The sequence below is a fragment of the Bacillus sp. NPDC060175 genome (assembly GCF_042728695.1).
GTDB lineage: Bacteria > Bacillota > Bacilli > Bacillales > Bacillaceae_G > Bacillus_A.
The window spans coordinates 12,648-30,753 of record NZ_JBHWYR010000032.1; the positions used below are offsets into that span (position 1 = coordinate 12,648).

The following is an 18,106-nucleotide window of genomic DNA, read 5'->3' on the forward strand; positions in this document are numbered from 1 at the left end:
TGAAATATGAGAGGGGAAACACCATGATTATTATTCACGCAATATTTCAAGTAGATTCAGCAAAACAACAATCATTTTTAGAAGAAATTCAGCCACTACTTCATGGTTCAAGAGAAGAAAATGGAAATGTGTCTTATGACCTTTATAAAGATACGGAAAAAGAAAGTGTTTATACGATGGCAGAAGTATGGAAAGATGAATCCGCAGTTGCGAGCCACAATACGAGTGAACATTTCACATCTTTCGTTAGTAAAGCATCACAGTTTTTAACTGCGCCGCTTGATATAAAAGTTTATAGTGGTGAACAAGTAAAATAATTAGGTAGAAAAAGATGACTTTAGCATATGGCTGAGGTCATCTTTTTTATTTTGATAGGAATATATTTACTTCTAACGTGATGTGTTATAATTTGGAAAATAAATATTCTTAATTTTAAAAATATTTAAAGGTGGTAGTGAAATATATGAACATATTAAAGAAAATCACTAACAATATTTCAAAGGTCATTATAGGAAAAGATGAATCGATTGAACTCGCAGCAATAGCTCTTATAGCAAGAGGGCACATTTTATTAGAGGATGTACCTGGGACGGGGAAAACAACATTAGCGAAAAGTTTGGCTAAAAGTGTGGACGCTAAGTTCCAAAGAATTCAATTTACAGCTGATACTTTGCCTGGAGATGTTATTGGACTCGAATATTTTGATGTGAAGGAATCGGATTTTAAAACGAGGTTAGGGCCTATTTTTGCAAATATAGTATTAGTTGATGAAATTAATCGAGCTGTACCGAGAACACAATCTTCGTTACTTGAAGTTATGGAAGAACGTACTGTCACAATTGCGAAACAGACACATTCACTACCAGAACCTTTTTTAGTAATTGCAACGCAAAATCCTCTTGAATCGGCTGGTACATTTCCGTTGCCAGATGCTCAGTTAGACAGGTTTTTACTCACTATACGCCAAGGTTATCCTACGAGAGAAGCTGAAAAGGAAATGATGAATCGCTTTCAAATGAATGATCCGTTAGAAACGTTACACTCTATTATTTCAAGTGAAGAAATTATTATGATGCAAAAGCGTGCGAGAGAAGTGTTAGTAGGGAATGATGTGCAAGATTATCTCCTTGAAATTATTGAAGCAACCCGTAAGTATGAGTTAATTGAAATTGGTGTAAGCCCGCGAGGCACATTGGCATTTATGCGGGCAATCCAAGCACGAGCAATATTAAATGAAAGAGATTACTGTACACCAGATGATATTAAGACACTTGCTGCAGCCGTTTGTGCTCATCGGTTAACGTTAACGATTGAAGGGGAGATGAAAACGACAAAAGAACAAATTATTAAAGAAATTCTTCATACGATTGATGTGCCAGTGGAGAATGTACGATGAATCAACAGCTCGTGTATACACCTTTAGCGGAGCCTTTCGTAATAGGAGTTATATCAGTTGTAGCCGTTATTTTATGTATATTTTCAAGTAATCTACTCATTTTATCTCTCGTATTTTTATATTTAATTTTAATAGGGGCTGCGCATGGATACATACGGAAAGTGTCTCGCATTCAATGGGAATATAATCAAGGGAGTTCGAATGTTTTTATAGGTGAAACGAATATGTGCAAAATGAAAATTTCAAACAACTCGATATTTCCTATTTTTAATATTGTATTTCGATTTAAATGTGAAAATAAGCTAACTTGGAATCATGATGAACTAAACAAAAATCATAGTACTGGTTCAAATTATTATATGAATTTCAATATAAAAGGTGGAGAGACAGTTTCATTTGATATGCAAGCTATAGCGTTAAAAAGGGGTATCGCGAAATGGGAAGAAGTTGAAATTGTTATTACGGATCCCTTTGGATTCATAACGAACCACATAACATATAGTCATGTTGATACACCGTCCTATTTAGTTTTACCAGCCGTTCCGAAAATGCAAGTTCCTGAATTATAAGAATGGTCACGGGGATTTCGAAAAGCGATGTCTTCACCGCTATATGATGAAACGAAAGTAATGGGAGTGAAGTCTTATGAAAATGAAGATTTTCGTTCCATCCACTGGAGTGCAACAGCGAAAACAGGGACAATAACAGCAAAAAAATACGAGCGAACACAATCAGATAAATATGCGATTTATCTCAATTTGCAAAATAAAAGTGGCGTTTCTTTGCGAAAGGATACAGAAGAACTAATTGAATTAACAGCAGGCATATGCAAGCAACTGCTTTTGCAAGATTGTTCATTTGAATTATGGATTAATAGTGTGAAAGATAACGGTTTGCTACATATAAAAAACGGGGATAATCGCAAACATTTGCAAAATGTATTAAAAGTACTTGCCTCAATATCGGACCAAGATACGCCTGTATCATCTTCTTATTTTTACACAGCTGGCTTTCGTCGTAAGGAATTGGATGTGGTTCCTTTAATTTTGGGTACTTCACCAAGGAAATATAGTAGAACGAATAAATGGATTGTAATTAAAGAATAAGAAAGGGCTTATGTCATGTTGAATAAAAAGCGGCATACGAAAGTGAAGTTTTGGAGTGTAAAAGCTTTAATCATACTTTTCTTTGCAATTAGTGCGATAACGTTATCACAAGGTGTTGTGCATGTACAAGGCATAGTAAAAGAGCGTTTTTTTAGTGAAAAGAAATCTGAAAAAATTTATAAGGAAACGATAAACTACGAAAATCCTGAAGGTTATGGAACACCTATTGAAGATAAAAAAGTGGGAGATAAAGGGATAAGAACAAAAACGGATAGAAAAATGCCAGCTTTCGAAAGGAAAAGTTCATGGGGAGATGTATTTTCTTTGCTCTCAAATTCATGGATTACTATCACGTTTTATGTGACTATCGCAGTCGCAATTATATATTTTCTCTACAAATTTATTAGGAAAAAGTTAACGAAATCAGAAATAGAACAGGAGAAACAATCGGTAACAAAAGAGAATATGGTAAGAACCGTAAAAAATGAAAAAGTCATTCATCATTCAGAGCATCCACTGCCTACAGATCCAATAAGGAAAAGGTTAATTGAATGGGAAAGAAGTTTACCATTTCAGGAACAGCGAAGGTCCTATGAAACGATGCAACAATGGTTAAAGAGAATTTGTAGAACGAGAGATATTATTCCGTTATATGAGTCAGTTCGGTATGGGGGAAAGGCGTATACGGAGTTAGATGTAGAGAAGATTATGCGGTGGATAGAACGGGATGGAAAAGGGCGGTATGAATAGCAGAATGTACTATTTCAAAATAAAAAAGATGGCGTAATTAACCTGAATATAACAATTATATAAGTAAATAAAATTAACTGTAAATTAATTTTATTTACTTATATATAATTGCATGTTAATGTATACTTAATTTTTTATATCTATACCAATGGAAAAAGAATATACAAGCTATATGTAACTCTTTGTATAGTATTGCTTCTTAAATTGTTTATGAGTGTATCTTTGTTTTATTAATATAAAATGAAAAAAGGATGCATTAAAGCTAAACGATTAATGGGTAGCATGTTAATAAAAAATTACATGAGTTTAGTAGAAACGTATAATTTATTTTTAAGGGTGTGAAAATATAATGAAACCGGTATTGAAAAGCATACTTATATCCTTTGCTTTTTCTGCAGTAGGGATGTGTTGGCTGCTGTTCATGTTATTTAGAGGGGGCGGAGACTGGCTATTGTCTTGGATAGGTGTATTAATGGCATATTTATCTTTATACACTTTAATAGATTTATATTGTAAAAATACATACGAAAAAACATTAAATAAATTGCTTATAAAATCAACAGTTACTACCTTTAGTTTTGGAGTATTAGGAATCACATTTGGTATAATACACGAGCTATTAACACCATGGAGTCTCAGTTTAATGGTATGGTATTGGTTGCTAATTCTACTTTTATTTTTAACGACCATAATATTATTAGTTATTTTAGTACTGGTAAATCGTAAGAATCATAATTTTACCGTGGGATATAGAATACTTATACTTCTAAATATATTTCTTACGTTAGGACCAGTATTGTGGCCACTATTTCTTACTATTCTTGGAAATGGTATGAATGCTAGTGCAGGATGGTAAAAGTGAATATAGTGTTTGAAATATTTAAAAGAACGTGTTTATAAATGAAAACACGTTCTTTTTTTATGATAAATATAAAGTTACTGTATCTAACGACTTACAATTATTTGCACTGGAGATTCAAAGTCTTTTATCCCCAAATACTTTACAGAATCTAGCTAGAGATGTTGGATTTGTACAGAGGACAAGTAAGTATCAAGCACAAGATTTAATAGCTTTATTCGTATGGCTAAGCCAAACTGTAGCATAACCTAGTTTTGTAGTTGCTTAGAAGCATCAAGCTAAGATAAAAATTAATCCCCTACAACAAAAACACTATTCTTTTTCATTGCGGATATTGTATTTCTTTAACCGACGGATCAGTGAAGTTTGAGTAATTCCAAGAACTTTTGCCGTTTTACGTGTAGTCTTATTTTCCTTAATTGCCTGTTCAATAATTGTTTTTTCCATACTTTCGATAATCTCGCTTAAATTGTTTCCTTTTTTCAGAGATTGTAAAGCTTCTTTTTCCATGCTTACTGAGTGAAAGCGTTCTGGTAAATCATGAGTCGAGATGTTGTCCTTTTTAGCCATAATAACGAGCTGCTCAACAGTGTTTTCTAATTCGCGAATATTTCCGGGCCACTGATAACGTTGTAAAACACCTATCGTTTGCTGCGAGAAGGTACGTGTCTGGTTGAATATTTGGTTATACTTTTGCAAATAGAAATGGAGTAGCGGAAAAATATCTTCATGTCGCTCGCGTAGCGGCGGAATGTTTACTGGTAAAACATGAAGTCGATAATATAGATCGGCCCGGAATTTTCCCTCTTTTACCATTTCCTCGATTTTGCGGTTTGTTGCTGCAATAATGCGAATATCAGCCTTTACTAACTGTGAACCGCCAATAGGCATATAGGTCTTGTCCTGCAGTAATTGGAGGAGTTTGGGCTGCAGATGTAGCGGAAGTTCACTAATTTCATCCAAAAAAAGCGTTCCTTTTTCGGCTGTTTTGACGAGCCCTGTTTTCCCTTTTGAATTAGCACCTGTAAAGGCTCCCTTATGGTAGCCGAACAATTCAGATTCGAGAAGTGTATCGGGAATTGCTGCACAATTTAAGTGGATAAAGGGTTGACTGTTTCGTTCGCTCAACTTATGAATACGCTTCGCAACTACGTTTTTTCCAACTCCTGTTTCTCCGTTAATAAGCACAGTTGAATCAACACTTGCCACCCTTTCCATGATTTCAGCAAGCAAATTATGTACTTTGCTATGTCCGATAAAGGACTGTTCCTCCTTTATTAGAATATATCGGGTATTCATTTTTTTTATTTCTAGCAAATACCGCTTCAATACGGGGGCTAATTCTTCCCATTCTAGTTTAGAAACATTATCCATCCAATTGCTTATATCATGACCATGTGCTACAAAATAAATGGGGTTTTCCTGCTCATCCAAAATAATGTCCCCTGTTACTGTCATCTTATTACCACCAGTAATTTCTTGCACAGTGGTTACAGTACTTCCATTTTGTAAAGCCATTTCGATTACGGATGGGGTGAACGCCCCCTCTTTTTTCAGAACGAAAATATTTCTACCAATCAATTCTTCCTTGCTTTTGTTAAAAAGCTTACAACATGCTTGGTTTACCCACATAATTGTTCCATTTTTGTCAACAATATTCATCCCACTTTCAAGACTATCAAGAATTTTCAAGAGATATTTGGTTTCAATTTGGACAGGAATGTCGGACATAGCTTGAATCCTCCTATAAATGTACCCATTTTGAACCGCAAGCGGTTCAAAATGGATGGAAATTAGTGAAAAGAATGAACCATTTATGAATCTGTTGAAACGAATTGAGTTCATTATATCCCACATTAGCTAGATTTAAAGGTATTTTTTATAATTTTCTGTCTATTTTCTATATTTTCGTTCCAAATCGATGGCATGATTTTTGCATTATAAAAGTGTACAGTGCGGAACTATTAATGTATAGAGGGAGGTATTGAATGGAATCTTTTCTATTTATCAAGTATTTTTTCTTTTAATGGGATGGTAGAGGGTCACCATTTTTACTAACAGAGAAAAACAGCTTATCCTAGAAATGCCATTAAATGAAAGCGTTTTAATAATGCATTACTACAATTAATAGGATGATAGACATACCAAGAATATATCCATTTTGACTTTCTGGCATATAAGTCACGGTAACGAAGAATAAAAGGTGATCTGCACCCGTTTTCTCTCTCCAACCTAAAAAGAAAGGTTTTCTGTCGATTTTTCAATTTGTACTTATATAAAAAGGATGGTGTATGTATGAATGCAAATCTAGTATTTATTAATGGTGAAGTTATTACATCAGATAGACAAAACTCAATAGTGGAATCTGTAGCAATAAAGGATAATCGAATAATTGGGATCGGTTCAAATTTAGAAATGAATAAATTTATTGGAGAGAAGACGGAAGTCATTGACTTAGCAGGAAAATCTCTTCTTCCTGGATTTATTGATGCACACACACACTTGGTTTTATATGGGGTTTTTCAGTTGAATATCAGTTGTAAAGAAAGTCACATCGACTCTGTTGCAGATGTGCTGAATGAGCTTAAGAAAAAAGCGTTGGAAATTCCAGAAGGTGAGTGGATAAGAGCTTGGGGGTTTAATGAAACGACCATAAAGGAGAAAAGGTATCCAACGATTGCAGAGCTAGATGCCATTTCAACGGAGCATCCAATCATCATTTCTCGTACGTGCGGACATATCTGTATCGTAAATACAGCAGCACTAGAGAAGGCTGGAATTGACGAAAATACACCGAATCCTCAAGGTGGAGTAATTGAAAAGGATGAGAGGGGAGAAATTACAGGGAAATTATTTGAGGCTGCAAATATGAAGATGAATGATATAGCAAGCTATACAGATGCTGAACTTATGAAAGCTGTTAAAATCGCGTCGGATCATTTCATTTCAGGGGGTATCACGAGTATTCATGAGGCAGCTACTTTTGATTCTAATTGTTATCGTTTGTTACAAACAGCTATAAAAACTAAAGACATCGGCGTTCGGGTATATGCAATAATTGGTACCATAAATGAATCCGATAAATTTGTAAATAAAATGATGAATGCAGGGATAGTAACCGGTACAGGGGATGAGGAATTTAGGGTTGGGCCGGCTAAAATATTTTTAGATGGAAGTAGCTCTGGTCCAACGATTGCAACTCGAGAACCCTACTCCAGTGATCCTAACAATTTCGGGATTCTTTATTATAGTGAGGAAGAAATATATAAAGTTTTAGGTGAAGCACATAAAAAAGGATATCAAATTACAGTACATGCTCAAGGTGATAAAGCCATTGAAATGTATTTAAATTGCGTAGAAAGAGCGTTAAAAGAAGCACCAAGGAAAAATCATCGTCATCGAATCGAGCATGCAGGAGTTTCAACCCCAGATTTACAAGAAAGAATGAAACAACTGGAAGTCATCCCTATTCCAAATCCACCATTTCCATATGAATATGGCGAGATATATGCTCACAATTATGGTGAACGTGTGAATTATATGTACGCTGCTCGTGACTATATAGATAAAGGTATTATTGCAGCAGGTAGTTCAGATGCACCGGTTACGGATTATAATCCTTTATTAGGAATTCATACTGCAGTTAATAGAAAAAGCCAATTTGGAGTCGAAATTGGCACGAATCAATCCATTAGTGTACTAGAAGCGATTAAACTTTACACATGGAATGGCGCTTATGCAAGTTTTGAAGAGGATATAAAAGGTAGCTTAGAAGTAGGGAAATTAGCTGATTTAGTTATTTTAAGTGAAAGTATTTTAAAGGCTGAACCAGACCGTATTAAGGATTTGAAAGTGGAGACAACGATTATTGATGGAGAAATTGTCTATCAAAAAGAGAATGATTTAATGATGAAAAATTAGATTTAGGCAAAAGAGGGGGCAATTATAGTACTTCGCATTATTTTATACATCAATTAAAAAACGAAATAGCCCCTCTTATTAGATGGGAGAGAGTATCTGGCTATGCATAAAAGTGGTCAGATCCTTTTTTGTAAAAAGGGACAGAAAATTAAAAATTTTAAAAGTTAACAAATCCTTTTATGATAGCGGTTCTTAATCCATAAAAATTCAAACCATGAAATAGGAGGTCGAGCATATTTTGAAATATATTAAACTCTTACTCTTAATCCCTTTTATAGGGTGTGTTGGATTCTTGCCATTTGCAAATAGAATTGAGCCTTACGTATTAGGAATGCCTTTTCTTTTATTTTGGATTGTATTTTGGATGGTACTTTCCTCAATTATTTTAACCATTGTTTATAAGCTTGATCCCGATAATAAAGGGAGTGAGACAGAATGAATATATCATTATTTATTATTTTTATTTTCTTAATCCTATCTCTTTGTTTAGGGATAGCAGCAAGAAAAGGAAAAAAGATGAATTTGCAGCAATTTTCAGTTGGTGACAGAGGTTTTGGAACCTTGTTCGTATTCCTATTAATAGCTGGAGAGGTTTATACGACTTTTACTTTTCTAGGGGGAAGTGGTTGGGCGTATTCCAAAGGTGCTGCTGCATATTATGTGCCCACGTATATATTTTTAGCATATATAATATCTTATTGGATTGCCCCTAAAATTTGGAGATACGGTAAAGAACATGGTATTATTTCACAACCTGACTATTTTGCATCTAAATACGATAGTCGTGCAATGGGGGTTATAGTAGCTATTGTGGGAAGTTTAGCCCTTATACCATATATTTGTATACAAATGAAAGGGTTAGGGATCATTGTTTCAGAGGCTTCTTTTGGAGCTATTTCACCAATAGCTGCAAGTATTATAGGTGCAATAGTTATTACAACATATGTAATATTCTCTGGTATTCATGGCTCAGCTTGGACAGCTGTGATTAAAGATATTATGATTTTGGGAGTAGTTATTTTTTTAGGTCTATATATTCCTATCCACTATTTTGGTGGAATTGAGCAAATGTTTAAGTCTGTTGAGGCCGTTAAACCTGAATTGTTAACGTTAGCCGATCAAGGACTAAGTGTACCATGGTTTATCTCTACTATACTTTTAAATGCTATATCTTTTTATTTATTACCGACTTCTTTCACTGTGGTTTTCTCAGCAAATGGTGAAAAAGCACTTCGTAAAAATGCAATTACCCTACCTTTATACACTATATTATTACTGTTTGTGTTCTTTATTGGCTTTTCAGCTATCGTAAAAATCCCTGGTTTACAAGGAGCTGATGGAGATCTTTCTCTTTTAAGATTATCTATTCAAACATTTGATCCTTGGGTCATTGGAATAGTTGGAGCAGCTGGTTTACTAACGGCTTTAGTACCAGCATCCGTTATGTTAATGTCTGCATCTGTTGGTTTAACAAAAGGGATTTACAATGTTGTGTTTCCAAAAGCTACCGAAAAACAACAATTAGTAGCCTCAAAACTATTCATCATTTTCCTTTCTTTGACTGCTTTAATCTTCACAGTGTTTGGCGGGACAGCACTTGCAATGTTAAATATCATGTCATACAGTCTTATCGCACAATTGGCACCTGCATTATTCCTTAGTTTTTCCAAAAAAAATTATATTAATAAATATGGTGCAATGACTGGAATTATTACAGGAGTGCTCCTTGTATTGTATGCTACGATTTTTAATATAAAAGTCGCAACCTTTTTTCCAACAGTCCCACACACTATTAACGACATTAGTACAGGAGCAATAGTATTATTTATTAATATCGTAATAACTATTATTGTAAGCTTAGCTTCAAAAAACATACCGGTTCAAAAGGGGTCTACCACATCAACATTAAGCTAAAATAATTTTATATCTATATAACGAGAAAAATGTTATTTTTTTGAGAATTCACATAAATAATGACGTTTTTTATGAATTTTTCGATTCAAAATGAAATTTGAAAAAGATCAAAACTACCTGTTCTCTACGGTCTATTGGAGGCAGGTAGTTTTATTTTTCTCGAATTTACATAGTTGTAATAGATAGTTGAACTATTGTGAAAAGAGGGGGATGAATCGAATAGAATTATTCCTTATTTTGATCACTCATATTCACTTCTCTAATTTCAGGAGTAAGCGAATATGATACGGCCACAGTGAAATTACATTCTAGAGATGATCGGGAAAGTGTTGGGAAAGAAGCAGTAGCACGTATAAATGAAATTAAATCGCCTAAATTTGAACATAAATTCAAAGCTCCAGAGGATGGAAACGAGTTTATGGGGGATTTAGAAGAGTCTACGAATATGATGAAAATGGTCTTTGGCGGAATTGCTGGAATTTCGTTATTAGTTGGTGGCATCGGTGTTATGAATATAATGCTTGCATTTGGTATACTACCGGCAAATAAAGCAGAAAAATTAGATCCGATTGAATGTTTGCGATATGAATAAGAAGGGAAGAGAATATAGCTTTTGTTATGTTCTCTTTTTATTTTCATACAAAACTCTTTCTCAGCTTATCGTATCCAAATTTGAACGTAAGCATTTTGTAAGGAATGGATAAGAAAAAAGAGAGATTTATCATATAGGATTAAAGTATAACTTGATGTGAAGGGGGAAGAAATTAACTTAAATAATCAATTAGATAATGGAGTATTGCAAGAAATAGTAGTGATTTTTTGGCACAACATGTATGTCAAAAAGTGAAAGTTACAGGTTGTTAGGAACGAAATTATCAGTACTTAAAATAGAGGCATTATATTGTTAGTGAAGAAAAGGGTTGTACGAATGAATCATCAATACGATATTAATAGAGGAGTGAAAGCCTTATGAAAAAATGTAATTCAATTAAGTTAGCAAGTTTGGCAGTTTTATTAGCGGGTACTACTCTATTCACACCAGGTTTTACTGTGAAAGCAGAGTCTGTTCAAAATTTATCTAGTCCGTCACAATCACATGATCAAAAGAACCGAAATGGTTGGAAACAAGTAATGCAGGAAACAGTACAGCTTGGAACGCCAGGGATATTAGCTAAGACGTCTAACAACGGAAAAACTAGTAGTTATACTGCTGGCGTGGCGGATTTAAGTACAAAGCAACCGATGAAATCGGATTATCGCTTTCGGATTGGTAGTGTGACGAAGACTTTTACTGCTACGACTGTTCTTCAATTAGTAGGAGAAAATCGCTTACAACTTGACGATCCAATTGAAAAGTGGCTACCGGGTCTCATTCAAGGAAATGGGTATGATGGCAATCAAATTACGATACGTCAACTTTTGAATCATACGAGTGGTATAGCTGAATACTTAAAGTCAAAAGACGCTGACATAATGAATTCAAAAAAAACGTATACAGCAGAAGAAATAGTGAAAATGGGGCTTTCTCTACCGCCTGATTTTTCGCCAGGTAAGGGGTGGTCGTATTCAAACACAGGATACGTAATATTAGGAATGCTTATTGAAAAAATAACTGGAAATATTTATGCAGAAGAAATTGAAAAGCGAATTATTGAACCTTTGGATCTGTCAAATACGTTTTTACCAGGGAATTCAACCGTTATCCCAGGAAAGAATCATGCTCGAGGGTATATGAAAATTGAAGGAACAAGCGAGTTGAAAGACATAACGTATTATAATCCGAGTTTAGCTAAGTCAGCTGGAGATATGATTTCTAATGCGGACGATTTAAATAAGTTCTTTTCATCTTTACTCGGTGGTAAGTTACTGAGGGAAAATCAACTAAAAGAAATGCTTACCACAGTTCCTGTAGAAGGAAAAGGTGTTGGTGATGGATATGGTCTTGGAATCTATGAGACTAAACTTCCAAACGGTGTTTCAATTTGGGGTCACGGAGGGGCAATTCCTGGATTTACAACTTTTGCTGGGGGAGTAATTGGAGGCAAACATACATTGTCTGTCAGTATTAACTCTTTAGGTGCGATTGATATTGGTACGCAGTTTAATAAAATGATGCAAATTGAATTTAATAAATAGAAAAAAGAAAATGAATTGGATTCTGCTATTGTTGTATATAAAAGAGGTGCTTTTTAAATTTTGTAACTATGGACAGTATTAGCATCTATGATATGGCATCAAGTGTATTTCAAAGTGAAAATCAATCTTATTGCTTAGTATAAAAATAAAAAGGATGTCAGTTGCATGACATCCTTTTTATTTTGGAGCAAAGAGGTATACCTTTAATTCTGAAAATTGTTATTTTTGCAACCATTCCATATAATAAAGGTTATAGGGATTTATACAGGGGAGTTATGAATGGAGAATACTTTAGTTGATTAACTATTGCTCGTTTTAACCAATATAACAATTAATAGATTTGGAGTTGAGTACATTGGGACAAAATCATTATAAATGGAGTAATAAGCAATTACGAGAACATGTTGAAGTACTAGATGGCACGAGAAGTCCGCACATTTTATTAAAGAATGCAACGTATTTAAATTCATACTTACGTGAATGGACGATAGCGAATATTTGGGTATATGATGATCGAATTGTATACGTAGGAGAAAAACTGCCAGAGCGATTAACTGATTGTGAAGTTATTGATTGCGAAGGGAAATATGTAGTTCCTAGTTACATAGAACCGCATGCACATCCATATCAATTATATAATCCAGAAACTTTAGCAAATCATGCGATGCAATTTGGGACAACAACTTTTATTAATGATAATTTAACTTTATTTTTTACATTACAACGTGAAGAAGCTTTTCGTTTATTAGATGAATTTAAAAAGATTCCGGCAAGTATGTATTGGTGGTGTCGTTTTGATGGGCAGACTGAGCTGCAAAACGGGGAATCTTTATTTAATAGTGAAGAAATAATAGAATGGTTAAAGCATGAAGCGGTTCTTCAAGGCGGCGAGTTAACAGCATGGCCAAAACTATTACATGGCGATGATGAAATGTTAAATTGGGTGCAGGAAACAAAACGATTACAGAAAAAAGTAGAAGGACATTTTCCGGGGGCATCTGAAACGACTTTAGCAAAGTTAAAACTATTAGGTACGGATTGTGATCATGAAGCGATGACTGGACAAGAGGCGTTAACTCGGCTCATGCAAGGTTATACTGTTTCTCTAAGAAACTCTTCTATTCGGCCGGATTTAGAAGTTTTACTGAAAGAACTATTGGAATTAGGTGTGAAACAATTTGATAGATTCATTTTCACAACAGACGGTTCACATCCGTCATTTTATGAAAATGGAATGACGAATAGACTGATAGAAATAGCGATTGAGCAAGGGATTCCGGTAATAGATGCTTACCATATGGCAAGCTATAACATTGCTCGTTATTATAATATGGAGTATTTACATGGCGCGATTGCCACAGGGAGAATCGCCAATATTAATATTTTGGAAAGTAAAGAAAACCCGGTGCCGATTAGTGTAATTGCAAAAGGACAATGGATGAAACGTGATGGAGAAAATAAAAATAAATCATTACGTATAGAATGGGATGAATTTCAAGTAACCCCTCTACAACTAGACTGGTCTTTAAAGAAAGAAGATATGATTTTTTCTGAAACAACAGGTATAAAATTATTAAATGATGTTATTTCAAAACCATATGTAACTGAAATCGACTTAAACGTTGAGGAACTTTCCATGGAACATGATGAATGTTTCCTAATGATGATTGCCCGCGATGGTACTTGGCGAGTGAATACAGTTGTGAAAGGCTTTGCGAATGAATTAGGAGGTCTTGCTAGCTCTTATTCCGGTACAGGTGACATCATTCTTATTGGAAAAAGGAAAGAAGATATGCTTACAGCCTTTCATAGAGTAAAAGAGCTCGGTGGCGGTATGGTAATAGCAGAAAGAAATGAAGTGTTACACGAAATTGCATTACCGTTACTCGGGATTATGTCCGATTTAAAAATGAGCGCATTAATACATAAAGAGAAAATGATGGTGAAATTACTGCAAGAACGAGGTTATTCTTATAACGATCCAGCATTTACGATTTTATTCTTTTCTGCGACGCACTTGCCATTTATACGAGTAACACCTATAGGATTATATGATGTGAAAAGTAGTAAGGTACTTGCGTCACCGGTGAACTTGATAAAGCAATATTAAAAGGAAAGGACCTATAAAAAGTCTATTTTATAGGTCCTTTCTCATGCTTAGTATAAGAATATCGTAAGCCTCAAATAATATAGTATCTAAATTATTTGAGGTGATATGTAAGAATGAAAAAAATATTGTATATTTTAAGCGTCTTTGTTTTATGTGGATCTATTCAACATGTTGTACATTCCCAATCAGATGCATCAAGGTTATCTTCAGATTGTCTAGAGGAAAGTAAAATTCGTGATGAAAAGTATGTGAAAAACATAATGAAGGACATCAAATCTACTTTCGATATAAATATTAATGAAGGTGAGTTTATGGAAGTAAGTAAAAGTGATTTAGAGGCTGCGCATTTGATGTATGGTGGACGGGAAAATGATTCTTATTATAATTCGTTAACGAAAGTTTTTTCTAATGGAGGATATAGGGGAGATCTGAGATTATACGTAAAACCGTTCGAGGCTTTCTTACTATATAAAGAAATAGACGATACAAATGTTATGAAGCATTTGAAACTACAAAAAGGAGAATGGGTAGTAATCGAAACAAAAAAGAAACAAGGAAAGATTGTTGAATACAAACCGTTACAATGTGAAAAAGACTATATGAAAAAGAGAAATGAGTAGCATAACATATAATGGTGTAACGAAATACTAATTAATGTTGTTTTTATCCGCTGAAAGCTCGCTATAGAAGAAGGTAAGTATACATATTAACCTTATGTATACTTACCTTCTTTTTTTGAGGTTATTAACATTTAGGATGGTGTATATTGCAAATTACTTGCTAGTAAATGTGCTTATAATTTTCAACGGATCTTTTTATCATAAAAAGAGAGCGGAGTTTGTGTCAAAAGATTTATACATTGCTGAACCATCTATGTATATTTTATTCTACAGTATTAATAAAAGAATGTTGGCTATTCATAAGAAATATCATTGGCACAGTTTTTGCTTGTATTAAATGTAAGGAAGGGGAATTGTATTTAAGGAGTCTGTATTCGTAATAGTATAAAACAAGCTACTATTGCATCATTGATCATACTTGTATTTATAGCGGAACTGTAAGTACATACAAATAAGTATGTTCTGGTTTTAAAATTCAGAATTTTCTTTTAAATTATTAGGGGGCAATGGTATGGTTAAATATTCAAAAATTTCTAAGCTGATTCTTGGTGTGGGACTAGTGACAATATCATGCAATGGTTTGCAAATTCAAGCAGAGACAAAAGAGAAAAATGTGAAGAACGTATTACAAATGGAGCCGGTAGGAATACAGAAATCCGTTGATGAGTTGGCGCACTCTTCAACAGTACAAGAAAATGCATCTTTTACAAAACGGTTAAAGTTAGTGGATTTATCGCAGCGCCCACTAGCACCAACCGATAATATTAAACCGTTAGCTGAAGAAAAAAAGTATTCGATGGCCGAACTAAATCAATTAAGCAACAAACAATTAACTGATCTTCTTGTGACGATTAAATGGTATCAAATCCCGGAGTTATTTCAGTTTAATAGTGATAGTCTCAAGTTCTATCAAGATGATAGTCGAATGCAAGCAATCACTGATAAACTAGCAGAACAAGGTCAAACTTATACGAAAGATGATTCAAAAGGGATTGAAACATTAGTAGAAGCTCTACGTGCAGCATTTTATTTAGGTTTTTACCATGATGAATTAAGCAAACTAAATGAGCGTAGCTACCATGATAAATGTTTACCGGCTTTAAAAACAATTGCAAAAAATCCGAATTTCAAACTTGGTACATCAGAACAAAATAAAGTTATTTCATCGTATGGAAAATTAATTGGAAATGCATCGGCTGATGTTGAAACGGTTTTATATGCAGGTGAAATTTTTAAACAATATAACGATAATCTTGCAACTTTCATTGAAGATCGAACGAAAGGAGACGCTATTTATGAGTTGATGAAGGGAATTGACTTTGATATTCAGACGGATATGTACACGACTGAAAAAGAGCCAAAAGATACGATGTGGTATCGAAATATTGATAACTTTATAAATGAAGTAAATCGTTTTGCACTAATTGGTACAGTAACAAATAAAAACGGCTGGTTAATTAATAATGGAATTTATTATGCTGGTCGATTAGGCAAGCTTTATAGTACACCAACAAAAGGCCAGCAAGTTGTTACCGAAGCGATGAGGATTTATCCGCATTTTGGGGAGCAATATTTTGTTGCGGCAGAACAAATTACTACAAATTACGGAGGAGTAGATGCGAACGGAAAAACAATAAATTTAGATCAAATTCGAGAAGATGGTAAAAAGAAATATTTACCGAAAACGTATACGTTTGATGATGGAGCAATTGTCTTTAAAGCTGGGGATAAAGTTAGTGAAGAGAAAATTAAGCGTCTATACTGGGCGGCAAAAGAAGTTCGTTCTCAATTTTATCGTACAGTTGGTAGTGATAAACCACTTGAAAATGGACATGCTGATGACGTGTTAACGATGGTTATTTATAATAGTCCAGATGAGTATCAATTTAATCGTCAACTGTACGGATATGAAACGAATAATGGTGGGATTTATATTGAAGGAACAGGGACTTTCTTTACATATGAACGTACACCACAGCAAAGTATTTATAGTTTGGAAGAATTGTTCCGCCATGAATTTACGCACTACTTACAGGGAAGATACGAGGTTCAGGGATTATGGGGACAAGGGGAAATGTATCAAGATGAACGTTTAACATGGTTTGAAGAAGGGAATGCAGAGTTCTTTGCAGGTTCAACGCGATTAGATAGTGTAGTACCGCGAAAAAGTATAATTGGTGGATTATCTTATGATCCTGCAAAACGTTATACAGCAGCACAAACATTAAATGCGAGATATGGAACGTGGGATTTTTATAACTATTCGTTTGCATTGCAATCATATATGTATAATAACCGTCCTGAAATGTTCGATAAAGTGCATGATTTAATTCGTGCAAATGATGTTTCAAGTTACGATGCATACCGTTCTACATTAAGCAAAGATAATAAATTAAATGAAGAATATCAATCTTATATGCAAATGCTTATTGATAATCGTGATAAGTATACAATTCCACAAGTATCAGATGAGTATTTAACTCAGCATGATCCAAAATCGCTTTCGGACGTTACGTCAGAGATCACAAATGAAGCAAAGTTAAAAGATGTGAAGGTAACAAAAAATAAATCACAATTCTTTAATACATTTACACTACAGGGAACATATACAGGAAGTGCGGCAAAAGGAGAAATTGAGGACTGGAAAGTGATGAATCAAGCAACGAATGATATGTTGAAACGTCTTTCAGGAAAAGAGTGGACTGGATATAAAACATTGACTGCTTATTTTGTAAATTACCGTGTTAATAATGCTGGACAATTTGAATATGATGTTGTACTTAGTGGAGTGAATACAGAAGAAGGTACGGCTGTAGAAAAAGAACCGAATAATTCATTTGAAACAGCGAATCCACTATCTTTAAATACGTTACTAAGAGGAAACTTAAGCGATCAAGATCAGGTTGACCGATTTGTTATTGATGTAAAGGACCCAAAAGATTTACAAATTACTATTACGAACGAACAAAACATTGGATTGAACTGGGTACTATATTCTGAATCAGACTTAAATAATTATGTAACTTACGCAACAAAACGTGATGGAAACAAATTGCTTGGAAATTATAATGCGAAGCCAGGGAAATATTATTTAAGTGTATATAAATATGGCGGGGGAACAGGGAATTATACAGTGGAAGTAAAATAGTTTACTATAGTTGGTTTGAGAGGCTGCTAGTTGTATTTTTTAGCGAAGTAAAGCATTTAATGTTAAATATTAAACTACTTCAATATACCCCTGTTCTATAATTAGAGCAGGGGTATATTGGCTTTATATTTTAAAATTAAATAACC

The 18,106-nt window shown here is 34.2% G+C and carries 12 protein-coding genes and 3 pseudogenes; 14 read left to right on the top strand and 1 reads right to left on the bottom strand.

The features are described 5' to 3' along the window. The first annotated feature begins 23 nt into the window (after nt 1-23). From ACFWDE_RS16755 to ACFWDE_RS16780, 6 genes and pseudogenes are all read left to right on the top strand, one after another. Entirely contained in the window at nt 24-317 is a 294-nt protein-coding gene (locus ACFWDE_RS16755) for a putative quinol monooxygenase (protein ID WP_377893424.1), read from the top strand. A gap of 146 nt (nt 318-463) precedes the next feature. Further along, nucleotides 464-1,396 carry an AAA family ATPase gene (locus ACFWDE_RS16760; RefSeq protein WP_377893426.1) on the top strand — a complete coding sequence of 311 codons (933 nt, stop codon included), beginning with the start codon at nt 464-466 and terminating at the stop codon, nt 1,394-1,396. After that, a pseudogene (locus ACFWDE_RS16765) lies at nt 1,393-2,502 on the top strand (DUF58 domain-containing protein). Before ACFWDE_RS16760 ends, ACFWDE_RS16765 begins: the two are co-directional and overlap by 4 nt. 15 nt (nt 2,503-2,517) lie before the next feature. Continuing rightward, nucleotides 2,518-3,252 carry a signal peptidase II gene (locus ACFWDE_RS16770; RefSeq protein WP_377893428.1) on the top strand — a complete coding sequence of 245 codons (735 nt, stop codon included), beginning with the start codon at nt 2,518-2,520 and terminating at the stop codon, nt 3,250-3,252. A 349-nt stretch (nt 3,253-3,601) separates the two neighbouring features. Continuing rightward, on the top strand, nt 3,602-4,108 hold the full coding sequence (locus ACFWDE_RS16775) for a DUF3902 family protein (RefSeq protein ID WP_264538614.1): 507 nt from the start codon (nt 3,602-3,604) through the stop codon (nt 4,106-4,108). Between the two features lie 40 nt (nt 4,109-4,148). Then, nucleotides 4,149-4,355: pseudogene (locus ACFWDE_RS16780) on the top strand (hypothetical protein); the annotation flags it as partial. Nucleotides 4,356-4,423: 68 nt separating this feature from the next. Here ACFWDE_RS16780 and ACFWDE_RS16785 read toward each other — a convergent pair. Continuing rightward, nucleotides 4,424-5,842 (bottom strand): sigma-54 interaction domain-containing protein, encoded by a 1,419-nt coding sequence (locus ACFWDE_RS16785; RefSeq protein WP_377893430.1) that lies wholly within the window; start codon nt 5,840-5,842, stop codon nt 4,424-4,426. Between the two features lie 564 nt (nt 5,843-6,406). On the opposite strand from ACFWDE_RS16785, the gene ACFWDE_RS16790 reads away from it, so the two are divergent. From ACFWDE_RS16790 to colA, 8 genes and pseudogenes are all read left to right on the top strand, one after another. Next, on the top strand, nt 6,407-8,032 hold the full coding sequence (locus ACFWDE_RS16790) for an amidohydrolase (protein ID WP_377893432.1): 1,626 nt from the start codon (nt 6,407-6,409) through the stop codon (nt 8,030-8,032). 238 nt (nt 8,033-8,270) lie between these two features. Continuing rightward, nucleotides 8,271-8,471, top strand: a complete 201-nt coding sequence (locus ACFWDE_RS16795; RefSeq protein WP_016105227.1) for a DUF3311 domain-containing protein — start codon at nt 8,271-8,273, stop codon at nt 8,469-8,471. After that, nucleotides 8,468-9,946, top strand: coding sequence for a sodium:solute symporter family protein (locus tag ACFWDE_RS16800; protein ID WP_377893433.1), 1,479 nt, complete (start codon nt 8,468-8,470; stop codon nt 9,944-9,946). Before ACFWDE_RS16795 ends, ACFWDE_RS16800 begins: the two co-directional genes overlap by 4 nt. Before the next feature lie 241 nt (nt 9,947-10,187). Continuing rightward, nucleotides 10,188-10,538 (top strand): annotated as a pseudogene (locus ACFWDE_RS16805) (ABC transporter permease); the annotation flags it as partial. 377 nt (nt 10,539-10,915) lie between these two features. After that, on the top strand, nt 10,916-12,082 hold the full coding sequence (locus tag ACFWDE_RS16810) for a serine hydrolase domain-containing protein (RefSeq protein ID WP_377893434.1): 1,167 nt from the start codon (nt 10,916-10,918) through the stop codon (nt 12,080-12,082). A 355-nt stretch (nt 12,083-12,437) separates the two neighbouring features. Further along, nucleotides 12,438-14,192: an adenine deaminase C-terminal domain-containing protein gene (locus ACFWDE_RS16815; RefSeq protein WP_377893436.1), complete on the top strand. Its 1,755-nt coding sequence runs from the start codon at nt 12,438-12,440 to the stop codon at nt 14,190-14,192. Between the two features lie 113 nt (nt 14,193-14,305). Beyond that, nucleotides 14,306-14,812 (top strand): hypothetical protein, encoded by a 507-nt coding sequence (locus tag ACFWDE_RS16820; protein ID WP_377893438.1) that lies wholly within the window; start codon nt 14,306-14,308, stop codon nt 14,810-14,812. 511 nt (nt 14,813-15,323) lie between these two features. Further along, on the top strand, nt 15,324-17,960 hold the full coding sequence (gene colA / locus ACFWDE_RS16825) for a collagenase ColA (protein ID WP_377893439.1): 2,637 nt from the start codon (nt 15,324-15,326) through the stop codon (nt 17,958-17,960). Nucleotides 17,961-18,106: the final 146 nt, after the last annotated feature.